General features: G+C 69.9%; 26 protein-coding genes and 3 tRNA genes. 14 read left to right on the top strand and 15 right to left on the bottom strand.

Annotated features, from left to right (window positions below):
• Window positions 1-38 precede the first annotated feature (38 nt).
• Window positions 39-761, top strand: a complete 723-nt coding sequence (locus H5T77_RS18200) for an IclR family transcriptional regulator (RefSeq protein WP_141781349.1) — start codon at window positions 39-41, stop codon at window positions 759-761.
• A gap of 38 nt (window positions 762-799) precedes the next feature.
• Here the strand turns inward: H5T77_RS18200 and H5T77_RS18195 are convergent, their stop codons facing one another.
• From H5T77_RS18195 to H5T77_RS18185, 3 genes are read right to left on the bottom strand one after another with little or no spacing between them, the layout of a single operon-like run.
• Window positions 800-1,222, bottom strand: coding sequence for a hypothetical protein (locus H5T77_RS18195; RefSeq protein WP_292651607.1), 423 nt, complete (start codon window positions 1,220-1,222; stop codon window positions 800-802).
• Complete coding sequence (locus H5T77_RS18190) at window positions 1,222-1,704, bottom strand: methylated-DNA--[protein]-cysteine S-methyltransferase (RefSeq protein ID WP_292651605.1); 483 nt, start codon at window positions 1,702-1,704, stop codon at window positions 1,222-1,224. The genes H5T77_RS18195 and H5T77_RS18190 overlap by 1 nt, the downstream gene beginning before the upstream one ends.
• Window positions 1,704-3,179: a DNA-3-methyladenine glycosylase 2 family protein gene (locus tag H5T77_RS18185; protein WP_292651603.1), complete on the bottom strand. Its 1,476-nt coding sequence runs from the start codon at window positions 3,177-3,179 to the stop codon at window positions 1,704-1,706. Before H5T77_RS18185 ends, H5T77_RS18190 begins: the two co-directional genes overlap by 1 nt.
• A gap of 183 nt (window positions 3,180-3,362) precedes the next feature.
• On the opposite strand from H5T77_RS18185, the gene H5T77_RS18180 reads away from it, so the two are divergent.
• The 7 genes from H5T77_RS18180 to H5T77_RS18150 all read left to right on the top strand — a co-directional run bounded on the left by H5T77_RS18180 (window position 3,363) and on the right by H5T77_RS18150 (window position 12,534).
• Window positions 3,363-4,559 carry an LCP family protein gene (locus H5T77_RS18180; protein WP_292651601.1) on the top strand — a complete coding sequence of 399 codons (1,197 nt, stop codon included), beginning with the start codon at window positions 3,363-3,365 and terminating at the stop codon, window positions 4,557-4,559.
• Window positions 4,560-4,583: 24 nt separating this feature from the next.
• Window positions 4,584-6,125, top strand: coding sequence for a histidine ammonia-lyase (gene hutH / locus H5T77_RS18175; protein WP_292651599.1), 1,542 nt, complete (start codon window positions 4,584-4,586; stop codon window positions 6,123-6,125).
• 22 nt (window positions 6,126-6,147) lie between these two features.
• Window positions 6,148-7,803 (top strand): urocanate hydratase, encoded by a 1,656-nt coding sequence (hutU, locus tag H5T77_RS18170; RefSeq protein WP_292651598.1) that lies wholly within the window; start codon window positions 6,148-6,150, stop codon window positions 7,801-7,803.
• 197 nt (window positions 7,804-8,000) lie between these two features.
• A complete protein-coding gene (locus tag H5T77_RS18165) occupies window positions 8,001-9,236 on the top strand; it encodes an allantoate amidohydrolase (protein ID WP_292651596.1) in 1,236 nt (411 codons plus the stop codon).
• A gap of 253 nt (window positions 9,237-9,489) precedes the next feature.
• Window positions 9,490-10,806, top strand: coding sequence for a formimidoylglutamate deiminase (locus tag H5T77_RS18160; RefSeq protein ID WP_292651594.1), 1,317 nt, complete (start codon window positions 9,490-9,492; stop codon window positions 10,804-10,806).
• Window positions 10,807-10,885: 79 nt separating this feature from the next.
• Window positions 10,886-12,040, top strand: coding sequence for an imidazolonepropionase (gene hutI / locus H5T77_RS18155; protein ID WP_292651592.1), 1,155 nt, complete (start codon window positions 10,886-10,888; stop codon window positions 12,038-12,040).
• Window positions 12,037-12,534: an arsinothricin resistance N-acetyltransferase ArsN1 family B gene (locus H5T77_RS18150; RefSeq protein WP_292651590.1), complete on the top strand. Its 498-nt coding sequence runs from the start codon at window positions 12,037-12,039 to the stop codon at window positions 12,532-12,534. The genes hutI and H5T77_RS18150 overlap by 4 nt, the downstream gene beginning before the upstream one ends.
• Window positions 12,535-12,593: 59 nt before the next feature.
• Here H5T77_RS18150 and H5T77_RS18145 read toward each other — a convergent pair.
• The 8 genes from H5T77_RS18145 to H5T77_RS18110 form a co-directional block, all read right to left on the bottom strand.
• Window positions 12,594-12,666, bottom strand: a tRNA-Glu gene (locus H5T77_RS18145).
• Window positions 12,667-12,760: 94 nt separating this feature from the next.
• On the bottom strand, window positions 12,761-13,267 hold the full coding sequence (locus H5T77_RS18140; protein WP_292651588.1) for an RNA polymerase sigma factor: 507 nt from the start codon (window positions 13,265-13,267) through the stop codon (window positions 12,761-12,763).
• Window positions 13,264-13,845 (bottom strand): hypothetical protein, encoded by a 582-nt coding sequence (locus tag H5T77_RS18135; protein ID WP_292651586.1) that lies wholly within the window; start codon window positions 13,843-13,845, stop codon window positions 13,264-13,266. The genes H5T77_RS18140 and H5T77_RS18135 overlap by 4 nt, the downstream gene beginning before the upstream one ends.
• A gap of 146 nt (window positions 13,846-13,991) precedes the next feature.
• A tRNA-Glu gene (locus H5T77_RS18130) sits at window positions 13,992-14,064 on the bottom strand.
• A 90-nt stretch (window positions 14,065-14,154) separates the two neighbouring features.
• Window positions 14,155-14,226 (bottom strand) — tRNA-Gln (locus H5T77_RS18125).
• 135 nt (window positions 14,227-14,361) lie between these two features.
• On the bottom strand, window positions 14,362-15,300 hold the full coding sequence (locus tag H5T77_RS18120; protein ID WP_292651584.1) for a CPBP family intramembrane glutamic endopeptidase: 939 nt from the start codon (window positions 15,298-15,300) through the stop codon (window positions 14,362-14,364).
• An 11-nt stretch (window positions 15,301-15,311) separates the two neighbouring features.
• On the bottom strand, window positions 15,312-16,799 hold the full coding sequence (gene gltX, locus H5T77_RS18115) for a glutamate--tRNA ligase (RefSeq protein ID WP_292651622.1): 1,488 nt from the start codon (window positions 16,797-16,799) through the stop codon (window positions 15,312-15,314).
• Window positions 16,800-16,849: 50 nt separating this feature from the next.
• Window positions 16,850-17,662: a fumarylacetoacetate hydrolase family protein gene (locus H5T77_RS18110; RefSeq protein ID WP_292651582.1), complete on the bottom strand. Its 813-nt coding sequence runs from the start codon at window positions 17,660-17,662 to the stop codon at window positions 16,850-16,852.
• 96 nt (window positions 17,663-17,758) lie between these two features.
• Between H5T77_RS18110 and H5T77_RS18105 the strand changes: the two genes are divergently transcribed.
• Entirely contained in the window at window positions 17,759-18,685 is a 927-nt protein-coding gene (locus H5T77_RS18105; RefSeq protein ID WP_292651581.1) for a 3-methyladenine DNA glycosylase, read from the top strand.
• Here the strand turns inward: H5T77_RS18105 and H5T77_RS18100 are convergent.
• The 3 genes from H5T77_RS18100 to H5T77_RS18090 all read right to left on the bottom strand — a co-directional run bounded on the left by H5T77_RS18100 (window position 18,602) and on the right by H5T77_RS18090 (window position 19,864).
• Complete coding sequence (locus tag H5T77_RS18100) at window positions 18,602-19,159, bottom strand: DUF305 domain-containing protein (protein ID WP_292651580.1); 558 nt, start codon at window positions 19,157-19,159, stop codon at window positions 18,602-18,604. The two genes, H5T77_RS18105 and H5T77_RS18100, sit on opposite strands and share 84 nt — an antisense overlap.
• A gap of 179 nt (window positions 19,160-19,338) precedes the next feature.
• A complete protein-coding gene (locus H5T77_RS18095; RefSeq protein WP_292651578.1) occupies window positions 19,339-19,653 on the bottom strand; it encodes a type II toxin-antitoxin system PemK/MazF family toxin in 315 nt (104 codons plus the stop codon).
• Window positions 19,646-19,864, bottom strand: a complete 219-nt coding sequence (locus H5T77_RS18090) for a ribbon-helix-helix protein, CopG family (protein WP_292651576.1) — start codon at window positions 19,862-19,864, stop codon at window positions 19,646-19,648. The genes H5T77_RS18095 and H5T77_RS18090 overlap by 8 nt, the downstream gene beginning before the upstream one ends.
• Before the next feature lie 99 nt (window positions 19,865-19,963).
• On the opposite strand from H5T77_RS18090, the gene H5T77_RS18085 reads away from it, so the two are divergent.
• Together H5T77_RS18085 and H5T77_RS18080 are read left to right on the top strand one after the other, a co-directional pair.
• The gene (locus H5T77_RS18085; protein ID WP_292651574.1) at window positions 19,964-21,049 is read left to right on the top strand and encodes an alpha/beta fold hydrolase; all 1,086 of its coding nucleotides are present in this window, start codon (window positions 19,964-19,966) and stop codon (window positions 21,047-21,049) included.
• 46 nt (window positions 21,050-21,095) lie between these two features.
• On the top strand, window positions 21,096-21,704 hold the full coding sequence (locus H5T77_RS18080) for a pentapeptide repeat-containing protein (RefSeq protein WP_292651572.1): 609 nt from the start codon (window positions 21,096-21,098) through the stop codon (window positions 21,702-21,704).
• Between the two features lie 12 nt (window positions 21,705-21,716).
• Here the strand turns inward: H5T77_RS18080 and H5T77_RS18075 are convergent, their stop codons facing one another.
• Window positions 21,717-22,286: a TetR/AcrR family transcriptional regulator C-terminal domain-containing protein gene (locus H5T77_RS18075; protein ID WP_292651570.1), complete on the bottom strand. Its 570-nt coding sequence runs from the start codon at window positions 22,284-22,286 to the stop codon at window positions 21,717-21,719.
• Window positions 22,287-22,398: 112 nt separating this feature from the next.
• Here H5T77_RS18075 and H5T77_RS18070 point away from each other — a divergent pair, with 112 nt between their 5' ends.
• The 3 genes from H5T77_RS18070 to H5T77_RS18060 are packed head-to-tail and all read left to right on the top strand — an operon-like array spanning window position 22,399 to window position 24,306.
• Window positions 22,399-23,007, top strand: coding sequence for a biotin transporter BioY (locus H5T77_RS18070; RefSeq protein ID WP_292651568.1), 609 nt, complete (start codon window positions 22,399-22,401; stop codon window positions 23,005-23,007).
• Window positions 23,000-23,704: an energy-coupling factor ABC transporter ATP-binding protein gene (locus tag H5T77_RS18065; protein WP_292651566.1), complete on the top strand. Its 705-nt coding sequence runs from the start codon at window positions 23,000-23,002 to the stop codon at window positions 23,702-23,704. The genes H5T77_RS18070 and H5T77_RS18065 overlap by 8 nt, the downstream gene beginning before the upstream one ends.
• The gene (locus H5T77_RS18060) at window positions 23,701-24,306 is read left to right on the top strand and encodes an energy-coupling factor transporter transmembrane component T family protein (protein ID WP_292651564.1); all 606 of its coding nucleotides are present in this window, start codon (window positions 23,701-23,703) and stop codon (window positions 24,304-24,306) included. The genes H5T77_RS18065 and H5T77_RS18060 overlap by 4 nt, the downstream gene beginning before the upstream one ends.
• Window positions 24,307-24,414: the final 108 nt, after the last annotated feature.

Genomic DNA, 24,414 nt, shown 5'->3' with positions numbered 1-24,414 from the left:
ACGTTGCATCTCAGGTTCTGAGAAGTTAGTCTTGCGATATGGACAGCTCCAGTGGTGTAGGCGTTCTCGACAAGGCCGCTCTCGTGCTCACAGCGCTCGAGTCCGGCCCGGCGACCCTGGCGGGTCTGGTGGCAGGGACAGGGCTCGCCCGCCCGACCGCACACCGCCTCGCGGTCGCGCTCGAGCACCACCGTCTGGTCGCCCGCGACATGCAGGGCCGCTTCGTTCTCGGCCCCCGCCTGGCGGAGCTGTCCGCCGCCGCCGGCGAGGACCGGCTGCTGGCCACCGCCGGCCCCGTGCTGGCGCGTCTGCGCGACATCACCGGTGAGTCGGCGCAGCTGTGGCGGCGCCAGGGCGACTTCCGCGTCTGTGTCGCCGCCGCCGAACGCCCCTCCGGTCTGCGCGACACCATCCCCGTGGGCTCACAGCTGACCATGCGTGCCGGGTCGGCCGCTCAGATACTGATCGCCTGGGAGGACCCCGAACGCCTCCACCGCGGCCTGCAGAACGCCGCCTTCTCCGCGGCCGCGCTGTCCGGCATCCGTCGCCGCGGCTGGGCGCAGTCGATCGGCGAGCGCGAGGCCGGCGTCGCGTCGGTGTCGGCCCCCGTCCGCTCCCCTGGCGGCAAGGTCATCGCCGCCGTCTCCGTGTCCGGCCCCCTCGAGCGCCTGAGCCGGCAGCCCGGCAAGATGCACGCTCCCGCTGTCCTCGCCGCCGCCGACCGGCTCTCGGAGTCGCTGCGGCGCGCGGCTGCTGAGTAGGGCTGGCTGGATGCTCACCGAGGTAACTCGGTGAGCGCTCAGGCACAGAGCTCCCGAACCGCCTCGCGCACAGCGCTGAAGTCGTCGGCCCGGGCCTGGCCCTCGACAGAGCCGACGATCGCGGTGACGTGGTAGTCGTCGAAGAGCGGCGGCTCGGCGTCGTCGAGATCGCCGGTGACCAGCACGACGACGCCGGCGGCGGTGCTCTCGGCGAACCGCACCGACCAGGTCGGCTGCTGGAGCCCGCCGACGCGTTCGATGATGCCCTTCGCCTCCTCGCTCGACACGTCCTGGTCACAACGCACCCGGCCAGTGACCCGCAGCTCACGCTCCCCCTCGCCGAGACTCTCGCCGGTCGAGGGCTCGGTGGGCTGCGCGACCGGCGTGCTCCCGCACCCGGCGAGGGCAGTGGCGAGGACGGCAGCTGCCAGCGGCGTACGCCACGACTGCAGGCTCGGCATCAGAAGAGCACACCGCTCTCCAGGCCCAGCAGCGTCGTCTTGCGCTCCAGGCCACCGGCGTAGCCGGTCAGGGTGCCGTTCGCGCCGATGACACGGTGGCACGGGATGACGATGGGGATGGGGTTCCTGCCGTTGGCGAGCCCGACGGCGCGGGCACCGTGGCCGGTCATCGCCAGGCGGCCGGCGATCTCACCGTAGGAGCAGGTCGTGCCGTACTCGATCTTCTGCAGCTGCTCCCAGACCCGTTCCTGGAACGGCGTCCCAGCAGGTGCCAGCGGCAGATCGAAGAGGGTCCGGTCGCCGGCGAAGTACTCGGCGAGCTGCCGGGCGCACTCGATGAGCAACGGATCCGAGTCGACCCGTTCCCCGCGCGAACCCCGGCCCTCGGCGTAGAGCGCCGGCATGAAGTCGATCGCGGTGATCGCGCCGTCCTGGGCGACCAGCCGCAGCTCGCCGATGGGCGAGTCGATGAGAGTCCACATCAGAGTTCCTCCAGAGCAGTCAGTGAAGTCCATAGGTAGAGCAGGGCGTACGAGCGCCACGGCCGCCACGCGGCGACATCGGCCCCGGGCGCTCCGAGCACTTCCAGCGCTCGTCTGATGCCGACATCGGTCGGCAGGAAGACATCGGGATGGCCGAGCGCGCGCAGGGCGACATAGTCGGCGGTCCAGGGTCCGACGCCGGGCATTCCGAGCAGCTGGTCGTGCACGACGTCACGGTCGGTGCCGCGGTCCAGCTGGAGCTCGCCGGAGGCGAGCGCCGCGGCCAGACCGGTGACCGCCCGCCCGCGCGCCCGCGGCATGGGCAGACCGGCCGGGTCGGCGGCAGCCAGCGCGTCGGCTGCCGGGAAGAGATGGGTGAGACCCTCGATATCGGTCGCGATCGGGCGGCCGTGGTCGGCGACGATCCCCGCCAGCACGGTGCGCGCACCGGCGACCGAGACCTGCTGGCCCACGATCGTACGCAGCGCCAGCTCGCCTCCGTCGACGGTGCCAGGCACTCGCAGCCCCGGCAGCGCCCGGGCCAGCGGGCCGATCACCGCGTCCTCGGCGAAGACGTCGGCGACCGCGCGCGGGTCGCAGTCGGCGTCGAGCAACCGGCGGGCGCGCTCGACGGCCGCGGTGGTGTCGCGCAGGTCGGTGAGCCTGAAGGTGACGTGGACGAAGCCGGTCTCGCCCTCGGGGATGTCGGCGAGCTCGAGGCTCAACGTCCCCGGCCCGTTGGGCAGATCGAGCGTCCGGGCGAACCACAGCCGCCCGTTGTCAACCCCCGCGGCCTCCACCCCCGGCACCAGGTGGTCGCGCAGGAAGGCGTGCAGAGCACGGCCTGCGAACGGAGTGCGGACGGCGAGCCGCAGCGCGATCGTCCCGTCGGCTCGACGCCTCGAGCCACGTCGCCCGCGGAGCTCGGTCGGCGAGGCCGCATAGACCTCGCGGACGGTGTCGTTGAACTGACGTACGCTCGAGAAGCCCGCCGCGAAGGCGATGTCCGCGAAACCCAGCTCGGTGGTCTCCACCAGCGTCCGGGCGGTCTGCGCGCGTCGCGCTCTCGCCAACGCCAGCGGGCCGGCCCCGAGCTCGGTGGTCAGCAGCCGGGTCAGGTGACGAGGCGAGTAGCCGACCCGACGAGCTAGCCCCTCGACGCCTTCGCGATCGACGACGCCGTCGGCGATCAGCCGCATCGTGCGGCCGGCCAGGGTCGCGGCCACATCCCACTCCGGGCTGCCCGGGGTGGCGTCGGGACGGCAGCGCTTGCAGGCCCGATAGCCGGCCGCCTGGGCCGCCGCCGCGGTCCGGTGGAACGAGACGTTGACCAGTGCCGGGGTGCGCGCCGGGCACGAGGGCCGGCAGTAGATCCCGGTCGAGGAAACCGCGGTGTAGAAGACCCCGTCGAAGCGCCGGTCACGCGATCGAACGGCGCGGTAACACGATTCGAAGTCGAGCCCGTTCACGCTCATCGTCCCATCCATGTCCCCAATGTTGCCGTGTTCGGAACGGAATTACGCGCGGTTTTCGGACAGCACCTTCCTCATGGTTTCACATTGCAGTTTTCTGCCGTCAACTGATTGCAGCAACCTCTCGGCTCCCTGGCGCGTACTACCTGTGTGAGGCTGCTCAGCCAGACGGACCGAGGGAGGGCGATGGGGACCGGAGCGAGTTCGGGCACGCGTACGGTCGTGCTCACCGTGGTGGTCACGATGCTGTTCGTTGCCGTCGCCACCGGGATCGGCACCTGGGCGTTCTACGACCGCCTCAACCGCAACCTCGGCTCGGGCGGCGACATCGACCATCTCGTCGACGAGCCCGCGGACACGGGCCCGAAGCGGCCGCTCAACATCTTGATCCTCGGCACCGACGGGCGCGACTGCGAGGGCTGCTCCATCGACGGCGAGAGTGGCGCCGGCGGCTCCGACAGCTCGATCCTGCTCCACGTCGCCGCGGACCGTGAGTCCGCCTACGGCATCTCGATCCCTCGCGACGCGCTCGTCGAGCGGCCCGAGTGCACCGCTCCGGACGGCTCCACGATCCCCGAGGCCAGCGCGGTGATGTGGAACGAGGCCTACTCCCTGGGCGGCCCCACCTGCACCGCGCGCCAGGCCGAGCTGCTCACCGGCATCCCGATCGACCACTATCTCGCCCTCGACTTCGCCGGGTTCCGCGGCATGGTCGACGCCGTCGGCGGCGTCAGGATCTGCATCCCGGAGGCGATCGACGACGAGGAGCACAACATCTTCCTGCCCGCGGGGACTCGCAACCTGCGCGGGAAGCAAGCGCTCGACTACGTACGCAACCGCTCCTCCACCCCCAACGCCGACCTCGGCAGGATGCGACGCCAGCAGTACTTCCTCACCGCCCTCGCCACCAAGGTCCTCTCCGCCGGCACCCTGGCCCGCCCGAGCCGGCTGGCCACCTTCGCCACCGAGCTCTCCAGGTCGATCACCACCGACATCGGCTCGGTCGCCGGACTGGCCGACCTGGCCGGCGAGATGCGCGACCTCGACCCGGGCAGCATCGAGTTCGAGACCGTGCCCAACGAGGCCTACCCCGAAGGGGACCCCAACTGGGGCCGCCTCCGGATCCTCCCGGAGGCCGACGAGATCTGGCAGCGGATGCTCGAGGACCGTCCGCTCCACGACGCGACGACCTCTGCCGACCCCTCCCCGACGCCCACCGACGCACCTGGGAACCCCGCCTCCAGCATCTCGCCGGACGAGGCGGTCGACGAGTCACCGACCGGATCACCGACCGGATCACCGACTGGCTCACCGACCACCTCTGGGACCCTCGAGGACCAGCAGAAGGACGCCGCCGACAACGGCCTGTGCTCGGCTCGCTGAGTGTGATGTGATCCACTCATCCTCATGACCAACACCACGGTTTCCGTCGGGGTCGGTGCCCTCACCTTCGACCAGGTAGTCGCCGTCGCCCGCCACAACGCCCCTATCACTCTGACCGATGAGTCACTGTCCGCGATGGCCACGAGCCGAGCGCTGATCGAGGACCTCGCCCACGACTCCAGGCCCCACTACGGCATCTCCACCGGGTTCGGTGCCTTGGCCAACACCTCGATCCCGCCCGAGCACCGCGCTCAGCTGCAGGCCTCGCTGGTCCGCTCGCACGCGGCCTCCTCGGGCGCCGAGATCGAGAAGGAGGTCGTACGCGGCCTCATGCTCCTTCGTCTCTCGACCCTTGCGACGGGCCGGACCGGCGTGCGGCCCGAGGTCGCCGAGACCTACGCGGCCCTGCTGAACGCCCAGATCACCCCGGTGATCGGCGAGTACGGCTCGCTCGGCTGCTCCGGCGACCTGGCCCCGTTGGCCCACTGCGCGCTCGCGGCGATGGGTGAGGGCGACGTACGCAACGCCGACGGCGACCTCGTCCCCGGCGCCGACGCGCTGGCGGCTGCCGGGATCACCCCGGTGCAGCTGCGCGAGAAGGAGGGGCTGGCGCTGATCAACGGCACCGACGGGATGCTCGCGATGCTGATTCTGGCGCTCGCCGACCTGGACGAGCTGGTGGCCACCGCCGACATCGCCGGAGCGCTCAGCATCGAGGGCCTCCAGGGCACCGACAGCGTCTTCGCCGAGGACCTCCAGGCGCTGCGCCCGCACGCCGGACAGGCGACCTCGGCGGCCAACATCCGCGCCGTCCTCGCGGGCAGCGGCATCGTCGCCGACCACCGCGGCACCGGGTTCACCCGGGTGCAGGACGCCTACTCGCTGCGCTGCGCACCCCAGGTCCACGGTGCCGTGCGGGACACCATGTCCCACGCCGCCCGGGTGGCCGAGACCGAGCTCGCCAGCGCGGTCGACAACCCGGTGGTCACCCTCGACGGCCGCGTCGAGTCCAACGGCAACTTCCACGGCGCACCGATCGGCTACGTACTCGACTTCCTGGCCATCGCCACCGCCGATCTCGCCTCGATCTCGGAGCGCCGCACCGACCGATTCCTCGACAAGTCCCGCAACCACGGGCTGCCGCCGTTCCTCGCCCACGACCCCGGCGTCGACTCGGGGCACATGATCGCGCAGTACACCCAGGCCGGGATCGTCTCCGACCTCAAGCGTCTCGCAGTCCCGGCGAGCGTCGACTCCATCCCCACCTCCGCGATGCAGGAGGACCACGTCTCGATGGGCTGGAACGCCGCCCGCAAGCTGCGCCGCGCGATCACCGGGGCTCAGCAGGTCGTCGCCATCGAGATCCTCACCGCCGCCCGCGCGCTCGACATGCGCGCCCCTGAGCGGCCGGGGGCCGTCGGCGCCGCTCTGGTCGCGGAGATCCGCAAGCAGGTCCCGGCCCCGGGCCCCGACCGGTTCCTGGCACCCGACATCAAGGCGGTCGTGGACCTCGTCACCACCGGGAAGCTCCTGGCCACCGCCCGCTCTCTGACCACCGTCAGCTGACCCGACTGGAAGGATGGGAGACATGAGCGAACCACGCACTGTCCGCGCACCGCACGGCCCCGAGATCACCGCCAAGAACTGGCAGACCGAGGCCGCCAAGCGCATGCTGATGAACAACCTCGACCCCGACGTGGCCGAGCGCCCTGACGACCTGGTCGTCTACGGCGGCACCGGCCGCGCCGCGCGGTCGTGGGAGGCCTACGACGCCATCGTCCGCACCCTCGACGAGCTCGAGGCCGACGAGACCCTGCTGGTCCAGTCCGGCAAGCCGGTCGGCGTCTTCCGCACCCATGAGTGGGCGCCGCGGGTCCTGATCGCCAACTCCAACCTCGTCGGCGACTGGGCGACCTGGCCGGAGTTCCGGCGGCTGGAGTCGCTCGGCCTGACCATGTACGGCCAGATGACCGCCGGATCGTGGATCTACATCGGCACCCAGGGCATCCTCCAGGGCACCTACGAGTGCTTCGGCGCAATCGCCCGAAAGCGCTTCAACGGAACCCTCGCCGGCACGCTCACCCTCACCGGCGGCGCCGGCGGCATGGGCGGTGCCCAGCCGCTCGCGGTGACCCTCAACGAGGGCGTCGTGATCGTCGTCGACGTCGACGCCGCCCGCCTCCAGCGCCGGGTCGACCACGGTTACATGGACACCGTCGCCACCTCCCTCGACGACGCGCTGGCCCAGGCCGAAGAGGCCAAAAAGGCTCGTACGCCGCGCTCCATCGGCCTCGTCGGCAACTGCGCCGCGGTCTTCCCCGAGGTCCTGGCGCGCGGGGTCGAGATCGACATCGTCACCGACCAGACCTCGGCCCACGACCCGCTCTCCTACCTCCCGCTGGAGTACACCGTCGAGGAGTGGGCCGCGCGGGCCGCGGAGAACCCCGACGACTTCACCGAGAAGTCCCAGGCCTCGATGGCCAGGCACGTCGAGGCGATGGTCGGCTTCATGGCGACCGGCGCCGAGGTGTTCGACTACGGCAACTCGCTGCGCGAGGGCGCCCGGCTGGGTGGCTTCGCCGAGGCGTTCGCGTTCCCGGGCTTCGTACCCGCCTACATCCGCCCGCTCTTCGAGGAGGGTCTCGGCCCGTTCCGCTGGGCGGCGCTCTCGGGGGATCCCGAGGACATCGCCAAGACCGACCGGGCGATCGTCGAGCTCTTCCCGGAGAACGAGGGCCTCAAGCGCTGGATCACCCAGGCGGGCGAGAAGGTGCACTTCGAGGGCCTGCCGGCGCGGATCTGCTGGCTGGGCTACAAGGAGCGCCACCTCGCCGGGCTGAAGTTCAACGAGATGGTGGCGAGCGGGGAGCTCTCGGCCCCGGTCGTCATCGGCCGCGACCACCTCGACTCCGGCTCGGTGGCCTCGCCCTACCGCGAGACCGAGGCGATGAAGGACGGCTCCGACGCGATCGCCGACTGGCCGCTGCTCAACGCCCTGCTCAACACCGCCTCCGGCGCGAGCTGGGTCAGCATCCACCACGGCGGTGGCGTCGGCATCGGCCGCTCGATCCACGCCGGCCAGGTCTGTGTCGCCGACGGCACCCCGCTGGCCGCGGAGAAGATCGAGCGGGTCCTGACCAACGACCCCGGCACCGGCGTCATGCGCCACGTCGACGCCGGCTACGAGCACGCTCGCGACGTCGCTCGGGACCGCGGTCTCAACGTCCCGATGCTCGACGCCTGACCCTGCCAGACGACTGTGTTGGTCTCGACACGCTCGGCCGTAGCCGGCCTCCCGGCTCGACCAGCGGTGGGCCTTCGGCCCCGCGGCCCGGCCAGCGGTGGCCCACGCCCCGCTGGTCGAGCCGCCGGAGCCGCTAGGCGGAGGCGTGTCGAGACCAACACATGACCTTCATCGAACGACCTGAACCAAGGACCTGAATGACCCTCGACGTCGTCACCCTGCTCAACGAGATCGCCGAGATCGGCCGTGACCCCGTCCGCGGCGGCTACTCCCGCCATGTCTACGAGCCGGCCGAACTGGAGCTGCGCGAGTGGTTCCGGCGTACGTCGACCTCCCTCGGCCTCGAGGTCGAGACCGACCGCAACGGCAACATCTGGGCCCACTGGGGCCCGCGGGGAGCCGGGACGATCGCGATCGGCTCCCACCTCGACTCCGTCCCGGGCGGGGGCGCCTACGACGGCCCGCTCGGCGTCGCCTCCTCCCTGGCCGCGGTCTCGGCGCTCATGGACGAAGGCTTCGTACCTGCCCGGCCGGTGACCATCGCCGCGTTCGGCGAGGAGGAGGGATCCCGGTTCGGCATCGCCTGCCTGGGGTCGAAGCTGATGGCCGGGACGCTCCCCGGCCCCAAGGTCGCGGCGCTCGTCGACGAGGCCGGAGTGACGTACGCCGAGGCCTGCCGTGCCGACGGCATCGACCCTGCCGGGCTCGGCCGCGACGAGGAGCGGCTGGCGAGCCTGGCGGCCTTCGTGGAGCTCCATGTGGAGCAGGGCATCGGGCTCGCCGACCTGGACGCCCCGGTCGCGGTGGCCTCCTCGATCCTGGCCCACGGCCGCTGGAAGCTGATCTTCTCCGGTGAGGGCAACCACGCCGGCGCGACCCGGATGCGCGACCGTCGGGACCCGGTGGCCGCGATGGCCGCCGCCGTCCTGGCCGCTCAGCGCATCGCGTCTGCCCACGACGGCTCAGACTCCGCCCGGGCCACCATCGGCCGCCTCACCCCGATCCCCGGTGGCACCAACGTCATCGCCTCCCGGGTGGATGCCTGGCTCGACGTACGCGGCGACACCGACCCGCAGACCCGCGCCCTTCTCGAGGAGATCCTGCAAGCCGCCCACGCGGCCGCCGAGGAGCACGGCTGCACTCTGGAGGTGGTCGAGGAGTCCTACGTCTCCACCGTCCACTTCGGCGCCGACCTGCGCCGACGTCTCCTCGACGCGCTCAGCGGATCGCTCGGCGAGGTGCCGGTGCTCGCCACCGGAGCCGGCCACGACGCCGGCATCCTGGCTGCCGAGATCCCCACCGCGATGCTCTTCACCCGCAACCCCACCGGCGTCTCCCATTCCCCGTTCGAGGGCGCCACCGACGAAGACTGCCGAGCCGGGGCGAAGGCCCTGACCGACGTGGTCCGAGCTCTGGCAGGTGACCCCCGATGACCGACGCGGCGCAACTGCCCCGCCACCCAACGCCGACTCGGCGCAACTGCCCCACCCCAAGCCGTCGACTCGGCGCATCTGCCCCACCGCAGGCCGCTGAGTCGGCGCATCTGTCCCAAAGTGATCCCGGACAGACGTACGCATCGAGCACCTGTGCGAGCAAACGCGCCGACTCGACGCCGGTTCGTGAGACATCAGTGCCGAGTCGGCGCGAAATTCCGGGACAGTTGCGCCGAGTCGGCGGGGTGGCGCGATGACTTGGGTTCATGCGGATCGGGCGGTCGTTGGCGGGCAAGAGGTCGACGGGCTGCTGATCGAGGTCGGCTCCAACGGTCGCATCGACCGACTCCTTATGGGGGCCGCTCCGGACCGAGCCGAGGTTCGGCTGGGCACCGTGCTGGCGGGGTCGGGGAATGCGCACTCCCACGCCTTCCACCGGGCGCTGCGGGGCCGGACACACGACCAGGGAGGCGACTTCTGGCGCTGGCGCGAGCAGATGTACGCCGTGGCCGACCGCCTCTCCCCCGACTCCTACGAGCGCCTGGCCGAGGCCGTCTTCGCCGAGATGCTGGTGACCGGCTGGACGTCGGTCGCGGAGTTCCACTACGTCCACCACCGTCCCGACGGGACACCGTACGAGGACCCGAACGCATTCGGCAGCGCGCTCGCCAGGGCGGCCGCCAGCGTCGGCATCCGGCTGACGCTGCTCGACACCCTCTACCTGACCAGCGCCCCCGGTAAGCCCCTCCTTCCCGAGCAGAACCGCTTCGGGGACGGCACCGCCGCGGCCTGGCTCGACCGCTGGGAGCGCCTCCAAGAGGCCCACGAGTCCAACGAAGCCACCGTCGTCGGGGCCGCCATCCACTCCGTGCGCGCCGTCTCCCCCGAGGACATCGCGCTCGTCTCCGAGCGGCTTCCCGCCGAGGCGCCGCTCCATGTCCACGTCTCCGAGCAGCCGGCTGAGAACGAGCAGTCGCTCGCAGCGTACGGACGCACTCCCACCGGGGTGCTCGCCGACGCCGGCGCGCTCACGCCACGCACCTGGCTCGTCCACGCCACCCATCTGAGCGACGACGACATGGCGCTGATCGCCGGCTCCGGTGCCGGCGTGGTGATGTGCCCGACCACCGAGGCCGATCTCGGCGACGGCATCGGACCCGCCCGAGAGCTGGCCGGCGCAGGAGTACGCATCGCGCTCGGCTCCGACCAGAACGCGGTCATCGACCCCTGGCTCGAGGTGCGCGGCCTGGAGGCCGGCGAACGGCTCCGCAGCCGACAGCGCGGACGCTTCTCCCCCGCCGACCTCGAGTCCGCCCGCGCCAGCGCCGGCTATGCCGCCTCCGGTCTCCCTGGCGGCCTCCGGATCGGAGCCTGCGCCGACCTGGTGGAGATCGACCCTGGTTCCGTACGCACCGCCGGCGCCGCCCTTGACCAGCTCGCCCTCGTGGCGACCGCCACCGACGTCACCAGGGTCCTGGTCGGCGGCCGGGTGGTGGCCGAGGACGGCCGCCTGGCCGACGGTCGCGACCCGGCCACCTTGTTGACCGAAGCGCTGAAGGAGATCGGATGAGCGAGCGTCAGCGAGCGACCAGCGGACATTTCATCGGGCCGCGTCCGTATTCTGGCGCTTGCGCTACGGAGGTGGTCCGATGAGCGTGCTGCTGACCGACATCAGCGAGCTGACCACTCACACCGACGAGCACGGCACCGTCCACGACGCTGCGCTGGTGATCGAGGACGGCCGCATCGCCTGGATCGGCCCCGCCGCCCAGGCCCCCGCGGCCGACGCACGAGAAAACCTCGGCGGGCGCGCGGTGCTCCCGGGCTGGGTCGACTCCCACACCCACCTGGTCTCGATGGGCGATCGCGCCGAGGAGTTCATCGACCGGATGGCCGGTCGGCCCTACGAGGCCGGCGGGATCATGCGTACGGTCGAGGCCACCCGAGCCGCCAGCGACGACGAGCTGCGGGCCCGCGCGGGGTGGCTGCGGGGCGAGGCCTTCCGCGGCGGCACCACGACGATCGAGGCCAAGACCGGCTACGGGCTCGACGTCGAGACCGAGCAGCGTCTGGCCCGGATCAGCGCCCAGCACGCCGAGGTGGTCACCTACCTCGGCGCTCACGTGGTCCCCACGGGCACGGACCGCCGTGCCTATCTCGACCTCGTGACCGGTCCGATGCTGACGGCCGTCGCGCCTCACGCTGACTACGTCGACGTCTTCTGCGAGCAGGGTGCCTTCGACGTCGAGGAGTCTCGTGAGGTCCTCGAGGCCGGGCGCGCCGCCGACCTCGGCCTGAAGGTCCACGGCAACCAGCTCGGCGAGTCCGGTGGGGTCCGGCTGGCCGTCGAGCTGGGCGCCACCAGCGTCGACCACTGCAACCACCTCACTCCGGCCGACGTCGACGCGCTCGCCGGCTCCGCCACCGTCGCCACGCTCCTGCCCGCCTGCGACCTGTCGACCAGGCAGCCGTTCCCACCGGCCCGAGCCCTTCTCGACGCCGGCGCCACCGTCGCGATCGCGTCCAACTGCAACCCGGGTTCGAGCTTCACCACTTCGATGGCCTTCTGCGTCGCGACCGCCGTCCTGCAGCAGCACCTCACCCTCGAAGAGGCGCTCTGGGCAGCCACCGTCGGCGGCGCGAAGGCCCTGGGCCGCGAGGGGACCGAAGACGCGGTCGGCCGCATCGCCGTCGGCGGCCGTGCAGACCTGCACGCCCTCGACGCACCCACCGCCAGGCACCTCGCCTACCGCCCCGGCACGCCCCTGACCCACAAGGTCTGGAAGGACGGGGAGCAGCGATGACCATCAGGCCGGCCACCACGGACGACGCCGCCGTCTGCGCCCGGATCTACGCACCGTACGTCACCGACACCCTCGTCTCCTTCGAGACCGAGCCACCCACGGTCGAGGAGATGGCTCGCCGCATCGAGTCGTCCCTGGCCGAGCACGCCTGGCTCGTCCTGGAGACCGAGGGCGAGACCGGCCCGGAGGTGGTCGGCTATGCGTACGCCACCCAGCACCGCACCCGCGCCGCCTACCGCTGGGCCTGCGACGTGTCGATCTACCTCGACCAGGAGCGCCGCGGCAAGGGCGCAGGCAAGGCCCTGTACGCAGCCCTCTTCCCGATCCTGAAGGAGCGCGGCTACCGCCGCGCCCTGGCCGGCATCGCGCTTCCCAACGAGGCCAGCATCGGCATCCACCGATCCTTCGGGTTCACCGACGTCGGGACGTACAAGAACATCGGCTGGAAGTTCGACGCCTGGCACGACGTCGCCTGGATGCAGCTCGACCTCTGAGCCTGGACCCGGAGAACCAGGAAGCCCCGAGTCAGTGACTCGGGGCTTCCTGTGCGTTGTACCCCCGACCGGATTTGAACCGGCGTTACCGCCGTGAGAGGGCGACGTCCTAGGCCGCTAGACGACGGGGGCTTGCACGTCTACGGTGACCTTTCGGCTCCGCAGGCAGGACGAAATATTACCTGACACCTCTCCGAACCATCACATCGGCGTCGCCTCAGCCGAGCTACCGCCTCAACGACGACCTGGCGCGGTGATAGCGACTTCTCACCGTTCCCTCACTCTTCCCGAGCAGTTCAGCGACCTCGACGAGGCTGAGTCCGTCCCAATGCACGAGGCGCACGATCTCCTGATCGATCGGCTTCAGACGTTCGAGGGCCGAACGCAGGTCCAGCACACGCACATCCGCCGGATGCGCAAGTCCATCGCTCGCCGCGAGCTCCGCTCGCAGCCTGTTCGCGAGGGCAGATCGTCGCCGGCTCGTACGTCGATGCCCTCGGAGGACGTTCCGGGCGATCCCGAATGCCCACATCCGTGCGGCCCGCTCCTCGTCCGGGATCGCGTCCGCCCGGCGCCACAGCACCAGCAGCGCCTCTCCGAGAAGATCCGCAGCCTCGTCGGGCGGCGTGACCCGACGCACGAAGTACGCCAGGAGTGCCGGCGCCACGGTGCCGAGCCAGTCCTCGACCTCGCCGCTTCGACTCGTGGACCCGAGGATCTGGTCAGCGGTCAACGGACGCCCTCACAGCTCGTGCCATAGCCGGCGAGCACCGGCGCCGTCTCCGACTCGAACGGAGCAGTCAGGTCGGGGACCACGCTCCGCAGCTCACCTCGGATCCGATCATCGAGACCGGCGCTGTCGTCTGTCGCCGCGTCACTCAGATCCTTCCGCCACGCACTCCAGTCCTTGGCACGGACATGCGCAGCGACGCGGTCGAGCTCTTCGTCATCGAGCCTCTCGAACTCGAGGAAGAGCTGACATTCGCGCTGCACGCCGTTCTCCCAGGTCGCGACGAACTCGATCGGTTCGTAGACCCGCTGCACCCCAGGTTGGAGCGTCATGAACGGCGGCACGCTCATCATCCATTGCGACCCCGTCATGCTCGCAGTGAGCACGAGAACTCCAACCGCGGCGCCGCCGAGCACGAACGGCCTCCGCAGCCGCTTCCTCCTCGGCCGGGATCGCCGTGATTCAGCAGCCCGGTCGGAGCTCGCGACCGTCGTGGCGAGATCCCGCGCGAGCATGTCCGCCATCGGGTCGGGACGAGGTGCAGCCGCTCTCAGGAGAGAATCGAGCTCGTCGTCGTACATCGGGTCCTCCTGCGGTGGGTGGTTGCCCATACCTGACCGCTCGTGCCCGAAACGTTGCAGCGGATTTCGCACTGATCCTGCCGAAGTCCCACAACCGAAATGAAGAAGGGCCCCGAGTCAGTGACTCGGGGCCCTTCTGTGCGTTGTACCCCCGACCGGATTTGAACCGGCGTTACCGCCGTGAGAGGGCGACGTCCTAGGCCGCTAGACGACGGGGGCTTGCACAGCTTCCGCGGACTTTCGTCCGTTTCAGCGGGAGAAACATTAGCGAATCGCTTGTTCTCTCCCAAATCCTCAGCAGAGGATCCGCTGGGCTACTAGGACTCGAACCTAGAATAACTGGACCAGAACCAGTCGTGTTGCCAATTACACCATAGCCCATCGAATTTGTTGACTTAGTCTCGGAAGAGGCCTCCAACAAGTGCGATGCGGCCCTCGGAATTTCTCCCTCGAACCGAGAGGAAACATTACCGGGGACGTCCCCAGGCTACGAAATCGGCACGCCCTAAAGGGCTTCTAGAGCCTCTTGGTCGTGGTCGCGAGGCCCGCCGATCGGGCAGCCCACACTGTCAGCGCCAGGAAGACGCCCGACTGGACCAGCGTGACCGGAATCCGCCACCACGACGCCTCGGAGGTGTTGAGCACCGTCGAGATGTCACCGAAGGCGACCGCCATCCCGAGGCTGACGAAGTTGTTGAGGACATGCATCGCGATGCCGGCCTCGATGCCACCGGTGGCGATGACACAGATCCCGGCGACGATCCCGAAGGCGAACCGGTCCAGGAAGAGCGGCAGGTCTTGGGATCCGTGGGCGAAGGCGAACAGCAGCGCGGTGATCGTCACCGCGACCGTACGCGCGCCCAGCATCCCGCCGAAGAGCGATCCGAAGGTCTGGAAGATGTAGCCACGGAACAGATACTCCTCCCCCGCCGCCTGCAGCGGGGTGAGCAGCACGATCACGAGCACGAAGTCGCGCATCGTGGTCGTCCAAGGATTGAGGGTGCTGGCCCCGAGGTCGTCCCCCGGGATCGGCAGCCGGGAGGCGATGATGACGGTGACCACCATCGTGATCGCCGCGATCCCGAGGCACTGCAGCAGCCACCGCCAGCGGATCCGTCGCTCCACCGAGGCCAGCCATCCCGGCCGCAGCCCGTGCAGCGCCCAGCACAGCAGCATGGCCGCCGGGATCGCCCCGGCCAGCGACAGCAGCAGGAACGCCAGCGACTCCGGCGTGACGTTCTCCACGTCGGCGACCCGGACCATCCCGTTGGAGACGTCGTCGCCGGCGAGCACGAAGAAGACCTCGAACCCGGCCAGCACGACCGCCGGCGAGACGAAGAAGACACACAGTCCGATCAGGATGAGTCCGATCAGCGGTCGTCCCCAGCCGCTGCGCCCACTGCGCTGCACCTGGTAGTACGCCAGTCCCGAGGGCGGTTCCACGACCGTACTCATCCTGTCCGAACCTACTTCCCGAGAACCGCCTTAAGGCGCCCCAGCGTACGCTCCCGGCCGAGCAGCTCCATGGATTCGAACAGCGGCGGGCTGATCCGTTTCCCAGTGACTGCGACCCGCACCGGACCGTACGCCTTGCGCGGCTTGAGCTCGAGCCCGTCGATCAGGGCCGCGGTCAGCGCGTCCTGGATCTCGGCGGTCGACCATGTGGAGAGACCGTTCAGGGCGTCGTACGAAGCCTGGACCACCTCCAGGCCCGCCTCGTCGAGCAGCTTGGCGGCGTCCTCCTCGTCGAGCGCGAAGTCGGCCTCGGGGACGAAGAGGAACCGCAGCATGTCGGGAGCCTCACCGAGCTTGTTGATCCGCTCGGCGACCAGCGGCATCGCCTGCTCCAGCATCTGCGCGTCGGGGTCCGAGACCGGGTCCGAGACCACACCGTCGGCCTTGAGGTAGGGAATCACCCGGTGGGTGATCTCCTCGACGGGCAGCAGCCGCATGTGGGAGGCGTTGATCGCCTCGGCCTTCTTGACGTCGAAGCGGGCCGGGTTCTTGACCACGTCGTGGATCTCGAAGGCCTCGACCATCTCCTCCATGGTGAAGATGTCGCGGTCGGCGGCGATCGCCCAGCCGAGCAGCGCCACGTAGTTGAGCAGCCCCTCGGGCAGGAACCCCGCCTCGCGATACTTCAGCGCGTGCGCCTCCGGGTCGCGCTTGGAGAGCTTCTTGTTGCCCTGACCCATGACGTAGGGAAGGTGGCCGAACTCCGGCGCACGCTCGGCCAGCCCGACCTCGACGAAGGCGTCGAAGAGCGCGATCTGGCGCGGGGTCGAGGAGAGCAGGTCCTCACCGCGGAAGACGTGGGTGATGTTCATCGTGGCGTCGTCGACCGGCGCGGTGAGCGTGTAGAGCGGGTCGCCGTTGGCGCGCGCGAGCGCGTAGTCGGGGACGTGCTTGGTCTCGAAGGTCACCTCGCCGCGGACGAGGTCGTTGAAGGTGATCGAGCCGTCGGGCATGCGGAAACGGGGCACGGAGGTGCGGCCCTCCGCCTCGTACGCCTTGATCTGGTCCTCGCTCAGGTCACGGCAGTAGTTGTCGTAGCCCTGGGCGGGGGCCTCGCCCTTGATCCCCTCGGCCTTCGCGGCCTTGTAGGCGGCCAGCCGCTCCTCGTAGCGGGCGGTGGTCTCCTCGCCGGTGCAGTAGCACTCGTAGACGTGGGAGGAGGCGCGCAGCCGCGCGAGCGCGTCGGCGTAGATGTCCGAGCGCTCCGACTGGCGGTAGGGGCCGTAGGGGCCGCCGACCTCGACGCCCTCGTCCCAGTCGAGCTTGAGCCAGCGCATCAGGTCGATGAGCCCGTCGTAGGACTCCTCGGTGTTGCGCGCCTTGTCGGTGTCCTCGATGCGGAAGACGAAGGTGCCGCCGTGGTGGCGCGCGAAGGCCCAGTTGAACAGGGCGGTGCGGACCAGGCCGACATGGGGCGACCCGGTCGGCGAGGGCGCCATCCGGACCCGATAGTCCTTCGGCTCGAGTGTGTTGTTCAACCCGCTGTCAGTCAACGCTGTGCCACCTTGTTCGTCAGAGCTCCGAGCCCCTCGACGAAGATCTCGATCTCGTCACCGGGCTCCATGGGACCGACACCCTCGGGGGTGCCGGTGAGGATCACATCGCCCGGCAGCAGCGTCATGACGCTGCTGATGTGGGCGATCAGCTTCGGAATGCCGTGGACGAGGTCCTTCGTGGACCCGTCCTGGACGACGTCACCGTTGAGGAATGTCTGGATGCGTACGCCGGCGGCCAGCTGCTCGAGCTCGACGTCGGTCTCGATCCACGGGCCGAGCGGGCAAAAGGTGTCGTACCCCTTCGCCTGGGAGAAGTGGTTCAGCCGGCGCTGGGTGTCGCGCGCGGTCACGTCGTTGGCGACCGTCATCCCGTGGATGACGTCCTTCACCTTCTCCTCCGGGACGTCGCGGCAGATCCGGCCGATCACGATCGCGAGCTCACCCTCGAAGTGGAGGTCCTCGACGCTGCTCGGCCGCTGGATCGCGTCGTTCGGCCCGCACACCGAGGTGTTGGGCTTGATGAAGAAGAGCGGCTCCTGGGGGACCTCGTTGCCCAGCTCCGCGGCGTGCTTGGCGTAGTTGCGGGCGACCGCGACCACCTTGCTGCGTGGGATGACCGGCGCGAGCAGCTTGACGTCGTCGAACTTGTGGACCTGGTCGGTGAGGTTGACCCCGGAGAACAGCGGGTCGCCCTGGAGGGCGACAACGGTCGCGTCCTCGCTGAGCTGGCCGTAGCCGTCGAGGTCCCCCACGACGACGCCGAACTGGGGCTCGCCACCCTTGGTAGTGAATCTGGCGATACGCACACCCTGAGCCTATCCGCAGAACTCCGCGCGCCGATGGTCGAGCCTGCCCCTCCCACCGGTGGTCGAGCTTGTCGAGACCCCAATTACGCTGAACGTGTGCAGTTGTCTCGCGAGGAGTGGACCGCTCGGGCGGAGGCGCACCGCGCGCGCCTGGCGCCCTACGTCGAGCCTCATCTCGCTCGCCGCGGCGCCCGCGTCAAGCACCCGGTCAACGACTTCCTCTTCACCTACTACTCCTACCGGCCCGCCCAGCTCCTGCGCTGGCACCCGGGCTTCGGGGTGGCCCTGGAGGACGCAGCGGAGTACGAGGCATTGCGCGGCTACGCCGACGGCACCGTCACCGCAGACTTCCTCGCCGACAAACGCCTGCTCGTCGAGACGCTGCTGAAGCTGCTGCGGGCAACCGCCTCTCGCGAGGCCAACTTCGGCTGCTTCGGCCTCCACGAGTGGGCCATGGTCTACCAGTTGACCCCGGAGCAGGTATGCCACGCCGACTGGCCGCTGCGCCTCGGTGCCACCGGCACCGACCGTGTCGTGGAGTCCCACCGGATCGCGTGCAGCCACTTCGACGCGTACCGCTTCTTCACCCCGCCTGCGGCGCCGCTCAACACCCTCTCGCCGCGGTCCGACGACCGGGCCGCCTTCGAGCAGCCGGGCTGCCTGCACGGCAACATGGACCTCTACAAGCACGCCTTCCGGCTCTCGCCGCTGGTCTCCTCAGACCTGGTCGCCGACTGCTTCGAGCTCGCCTGGGACATCCGCACGATGGACATGAAGGCCGCCCCCTACGACCTCGCCGAGCTCGGTCTCGACCCGATCCGGATCGAGACGGCCGCCGGGAAGGCGGAGTACGCCGCCGCCCAGCGTGCTTTCGCCGAGCGGGCCGCTCCGCTGCGGGAGCGGCTCATCGCAGTGTGTGACCAGCTGTTGGCCAGGACGTCAGCGAGCCGATCCGACGCGGGTGGCGGACTGCGGCCAGAGGAGCCATCGAGGATGGTCCAGCCACCGTCCGGCCTTATCTGAGAAGTCGGGCACCGGTCGCTGGGCGGCTTCCTGAGCGGTGGTGGCCTTGCCGTTCTCGGCGATGTCGTCGAGCAGCCAGTCCATCTCCCTGATCTCCTCCACCTGGGTCTTGCTGATCCCGTCGGCGAGCTCACGTACTCGGACATCCTCGAGGTTCGCCCGCTCGCTGGTCAGGATCGCGATGGAGTGGTGCGGCGTCATCGCCCTCATGTAGCTCTCGTCGCCGACCAGCGTCTGGGACTGCGAGAGGGCGTACGCCGTACCGCCGATCACGAGGGCGGCGACCATGATCACCACGTTGACCACGGTGTTCTTGTACATGCGCCCCCACATGAACCCAAGCATCACGATCGCCATGGCCGAACCCATCAGCACAGCCATGTAGACCCGCTCCTCGCTCCATCGGGCGTGAGCGAACGAGAAGAGGTTGGTGTAGGTGAGCGCGTACATCACCATCGTCGACGTCGCGATCATGGCCCCGAACCGCAGATACATCCTCCGCTCGTCGGACCGGGCACCCGGTTCTGATCCGTGACTGGCGTTTTCGTCGGGCTCTCGCACTGGTCTCATCCTCTCGACTGGGATCCGTGGATCGTCTGGTACCCGCCAGCGCCGGTGACAACCGCTCGAGCTCCAGACCCGCGCCAACGCTTCTAAGCGCGGCCGCCCAGCCGGAGGGAGAACGCATTGACGATGCCGGTCGCCAGGGCCGGCTCCTGGCGATCGAAGAAGAAGCCGACATGGCGGCCCAGGGCTGACTTGTCGATGGTGATGATGTTGTCGCAGCTGACCACGCACGCCTGATCGAGGCCGTTCTCCGGCCCGACCTCGACCTCGGTGCTCAGACCCTTGATCGTGGAGGTGATCGGGGCGACCGTGACGCGCCGCATCGCGGCGCGCACCGGTTCGCGGGTCAGCACGAGGACCGGGCGAGCCTTGTCCAGGTGAGCGATGTGGATGTCACGCATCGAGTGCTGCGAACTTCACCAGGTCGTCGAAGTCGTCGTAGTCACCCGACTCCTCGAGGATCCGGGCATCCTCCTCGGCACGACGATGCTGCCGGTAGAGGCTCAAGGCGTCGCACACGATCGCAGCTCTCGGACCGTTGCCGGCGCGCACGAGCTCGTCGACGTAAGCAGCCAGCTCATCGGGGAGCCGGACGGTGATCTGAACGCTCATACCATCATCATACCGTTTTGGGATTCATCGTGCACTCACACATGTCGTCGTGACGGGTACCACACGTGACTCGCAGAGCCGGGTTACGTTAGTCCCACGATGGCCCTCCTTCCCCACCCCCGAAAAGCTGCCGCCTCGATCGCCACCACGGTCGGCGCCGCCGCAGGGAACGTCGCGCACTCGCTGCTCTACGGCGGTCTCGCCGACCTACGGCCTATGCCGCGTACGTTGATCGACGACGGCAACCGCCGCGAGCTCTACCACTACCGGCCGCTGGCCGGGACGACCCCGGAGGGCGACCCGGTGCTGCTGGTGACGCCGCTCGCGGCGCCGGCGCTCTGCTACGACCTGCGTCGCGACTGCTCGGTCGTCGAGCATCTGGTGGGGACGAACCGGCCGACCTACCTGGTCGAGTACGGCGAGGTGAACTTCTCCGACCGCAGCCTCGGGATCGAGCACTGGATCGAGCACGTCGTGCCGGAGGCGATCCGGTCGGTCTCCGAGCACGCCGGCGGGCGGCCGGTGCATGTGGTCGGCTGGTCGCTGGGCGGGATCTTCACGATGCTCACCGCCGCCGACTCCCCCGACCTCCCGATCGCCTCGATCGCAGTGCTCGGCTCGCCCTGCGACGTACGTCAGGTGCCGCTGATCGCACCGCTGCGACCGCTGCTCAACCTGCCGCCGGGCAACCTGGTCACCACTGCGTCGCGGGCCCTCGGTGGCGCACCGAAGCCGCTGGTCAGGTGGGCTTTTCAGATCTCCTCGGTCGACAAGATGTTCACCAAGCCGGTCGCGAAGCTGTCCAACATCGCCGACCGCGAGTTCCTCGCCCAGCTCGAGGCCGTCGACCGGTTCACCGACAACATCATCGCCTACCCGGGGCGGACGTTCGGACAGCTCTACCACCACTTCTTCCGCACCAACGCGCTGTTCAGCGGGCAGATCGACCTCGGCGACCACGCCGTCCATCTCCGCGACATCAAGCAGCCCACCCTCGTCGTCGCGGGCGCCAACGACGGCATCGGCCCAGTCGCCGCGGTCAAGCCGTTGGTCGACCTGCTCACCGGCGCCGAGGAGCTCCGTTTCGAGGTCGTCCCGGGCGGCCACCTCGGCCTGCTCACCGGTCGCGACGCCCGCAACACCACCTGGCCCCTCCTCGACGAGTGGTTCACCCAGAACGACTGAGCTGAGCCGCGCTGGGTTGTCGGTGCCGGGTGGCAAGGTGTGCGCCATGGCGAACCCACCCACCGAGGCGAACGACCAGCACTTCCGCAACGAGGACTGGTACGGAGCCGACCTCACCGGAGCCCGGTTCGTCGACTGCGTCTTCACCGATGTCGACCTCACCGAGGCGACCACGTCCGCGGCGCTCTTCGAGAGGTGCACGTTCCACGGCGGCCGCTTCAACGCCTCGACCCATGTCGGCTCGGCGTTCGTCGGCTGCGACTTCCGGCGTACGAACTTCTTCGACTCGACGTTCGAGGGCTGCAAGCTCAGCGGGACCGAGTTCTCCGGGTGCATCCTGCGGCCGCTGAAGGTGAGCGGCGGTGTGTGGCGCGGTGTCTCGCTGCGCGGCGCGAACCTCGCCCGGCTCGATCTGTCCGGACTGGACCTGCGCGAGGCCGACCTGTCGCTGGCCGACCTCACCGACACGGTCCTGCGAGATGCCCGCCTCGGCGGAGCCACGCTCCAGGAGACCACCCTGCACGGGGCCGACCTCCGCGGGGCCGACCTCGACCGTGCCGATCTGACCACGGCGTCGCTGCGCGGGACGAAGCTCGACCTCGCCGGTGCCGTGATGCTCGCCGAGCTGCACGGCGCCGTGGTCGAGGCGCGCTGACCGCTCCGAACCTCAGCGGTCGGCCGAGGCCTCCCGGACGGCCTTGGCCATGGAGATGCCCGCAGCGACCAGACCGAGACCGGTGACGAAGTCGTCGGTGTCGCGGACGTCGTCCTCGATGGCGCCCGCGGCGGCTGCCTGGAGGTGGGTCTGCTCGTCGACGGCATGGCCGTAGACGAAGTGGAGCAGGGTGCGGGCCGCGACGGGAGCGAGATCGCCGAGGCCGCCGTCCTTCAGGGCGGCGACGAGGTCGTCGTACGGCTGGGTCGCGCCGAGCCCGAAGGCCCACACGGTGGCGACGACCTCGGCTCCGTCGCGGTAGGCCAGCAGCGAGTCGCGCAGGTCGCTGCAGATGGCGGTGACGCGTACGTCCCAGGCTCCCGACGGCTCGTGCCGGCCGCGGAGCAGGATCTCGTCGGCCACCGCGGCCAGCAGCGACTGCTTGTTGGCGAAGTGGTGGTAGAGAGCGCTGGGGCGTACGCCGAGCTCGGTGCCGAGACGGCGCATGGTCAGATCGGCGAGGCCGTAGTCATCGAGGACCTGCAGCGCACGCGCGACGACGTCCTCACGGCGGTATCGCATGGTGCTCCCCAGGGGCCAGGTGGTGGGACGAAGTGGACGAAGACGTACACCGACCTTAACCTGAACACCGTTCACCTGACCACGGTTCAGGTCTGAGTACGCAGGAGCGAGTATGACCGAGTCCCCCACAACCGCCGCCGAGACCCCCACGGCGAGGTCGCCGCGCCTCGACGCCACCGACCTCGCGCTGATCGCCGCGTTCGCGGCCCTGATCGCGGTCTGCTCCTACCTCGCCGCCATCCCGATCGGCGGCGCCGGCGTCCCGCTGACGCTGCAGGGCTTCGCGCTCCTGCTGACCGGTGCGCTGCTGGGCCCGCTGCGCGGCACCGCCGCGGTGGTGCTCTATCTCATCCTCGGGATCGCCGGTCTCCCCGTCTTCGCGGGCCACGCGGCCGGGCCGGGGGTCTTCGTCGGCGTGACCGCCGGGTACCTGTGGTCGTTCCCGCTCATGGTGCTCGTGGTCGGCCTGCTGGTGAAGTACGTCCTGCGAGGACGCCGCACCAACCCGGCCCTCGTCTTCGCCGCCTGCGTCGTCGGCGTCGTCATCAACCATGTCGGCGGCATCATCGGGATGGCCGTCGTGCTCCGCGTCGGCCTGCTGGAGGCTGCGGCCTTCGACGCTCCGTACTGGATCGGCGACTTCATCAAGGCCGCGGTCGCCGCTGTCGTCGCCTCGCAGGTCCACCGCGCCTTCCCAAAGCTGCTCGCCCGGCGTGCCTGAGATCCGTTTCGAGGCCGCCGAGGTCCGGGTCGAGTCCCCGGAGCTCGACGGCGAGCGCACCATCCTCCACCCCACCACCCTCGCCCTGACCGAGCAGCGGATCGGGATCATCGGCAGCAACGGCTCGGGCAAGTCGACTCTCGCGCGGATGATCAACGGCCTGGTCACCCCGACCGCCGGGAGCGTCACCGTCGACGGCCTCGACGTGGACCGCAAGGGGGCCGCCGTGCGCCGGCGCGTCGGGTTCACCTTCACAGACCCCGCCGCCCAGCTGGTGATGCCGACCTGCGTCGAGGACGTCGAGCTGTCCCTGCGCAGGACGGTGAAGGACCGCGTACGCCGCAAGCAGGTCGCCCTCGAGACGCTGGCCCGGTTCGGGCTCTCCGAGCGGGCCGAGGTCAGTGTCCACGCCCTCTCCGGGGGCCAGCGGCAGCTGCTCGCGCTGGCCGGCGTGCTCGCCACCGATCCGGAGGTGATCGTCACCGACGAACCGACGACGCTGCTCGACCTGCGCAACACCCGGATGGTCGGCGACCTGCTCTTCTCGCTCCCTCAGCAGCTCGTCCTCGTCACCCACGACCTCGACCTCGTACGCCGCTGCGAGCGGGTCCTCGTCGTCGAGGACGGCCGGGTCTGCTTCGACGGCGAGGCCGACGCCGCCGTCAAGCACTACGTGGGGGCGGTGGACGCGGAATGAGCATGACCATCGGGCTCTACCGCGCCGGCGACACCGTGCTCCACCGGCTCCCGGTGGGCGCCAAGATGCTCGGTCTGGCCGTGCTCAGCGTGGCCATCGTGGCGCTGCGCGGCCCGCTGCTCTCGCTCGGCTTCCTCGGCGTCGCCGTCGTCCTCGCCCTGATCGGCCGGCTCGACCTGCGGTCCACCGCACGGGCGCTGCGCGCCGTGCTCGTCATCGCACTCCTGATCGCGCTCGTGCAGTGGTGGCTGTTCACCTTCGACCGGGCCGTGGAGTCCCTGCTCGACCTCGTCTCCCTCGGCCTGCTGGCACTCACCCTGACCTCGACCACGCCCACCACCGAGACCCTCGACGCCGTCGTACGCTGGATCCGGCCCCTGCAGCGCTTCGGGCTCGACCCGGAGCGGGTCGCCCTCACGATCTCGATGGCGATCCAGGCCCTTCCCGGCACCCTCGCCCTGGCTCAGGAGACCCGCGACGCCGCTCGCGCCCGTGGCCTCGGCCGCTCCCCCCGGGCGTACCTCTCCCCCTTCGTCATCCGCGTCGTCGCCCGCGCCCATGAGACCGGTGACGCCCTCAAGGCTCGCGGCCTCGGCGACTGACCCCCAGCCGAAGCGTCACCCCGGTCGGCCGAAGCGTCACTCCCGTCGGCCGAGACGGCATCTGCGTGCCTTCTCGGCCGACAGAGTTGACGTCTCGGCCGACCGGGG

This window comes from Nocardioides sp., from assembly GCF_014360585.1.
Taxonomy (GTDB): domain Bacteria; phylum Actinomycetota; class Actinomycetes; order Propionibacteriales; family Nocardioidaceae; genus Nocardioides.
This window is presented reverse-complemented; position numbering and strand designations above follow the sequence as displayed.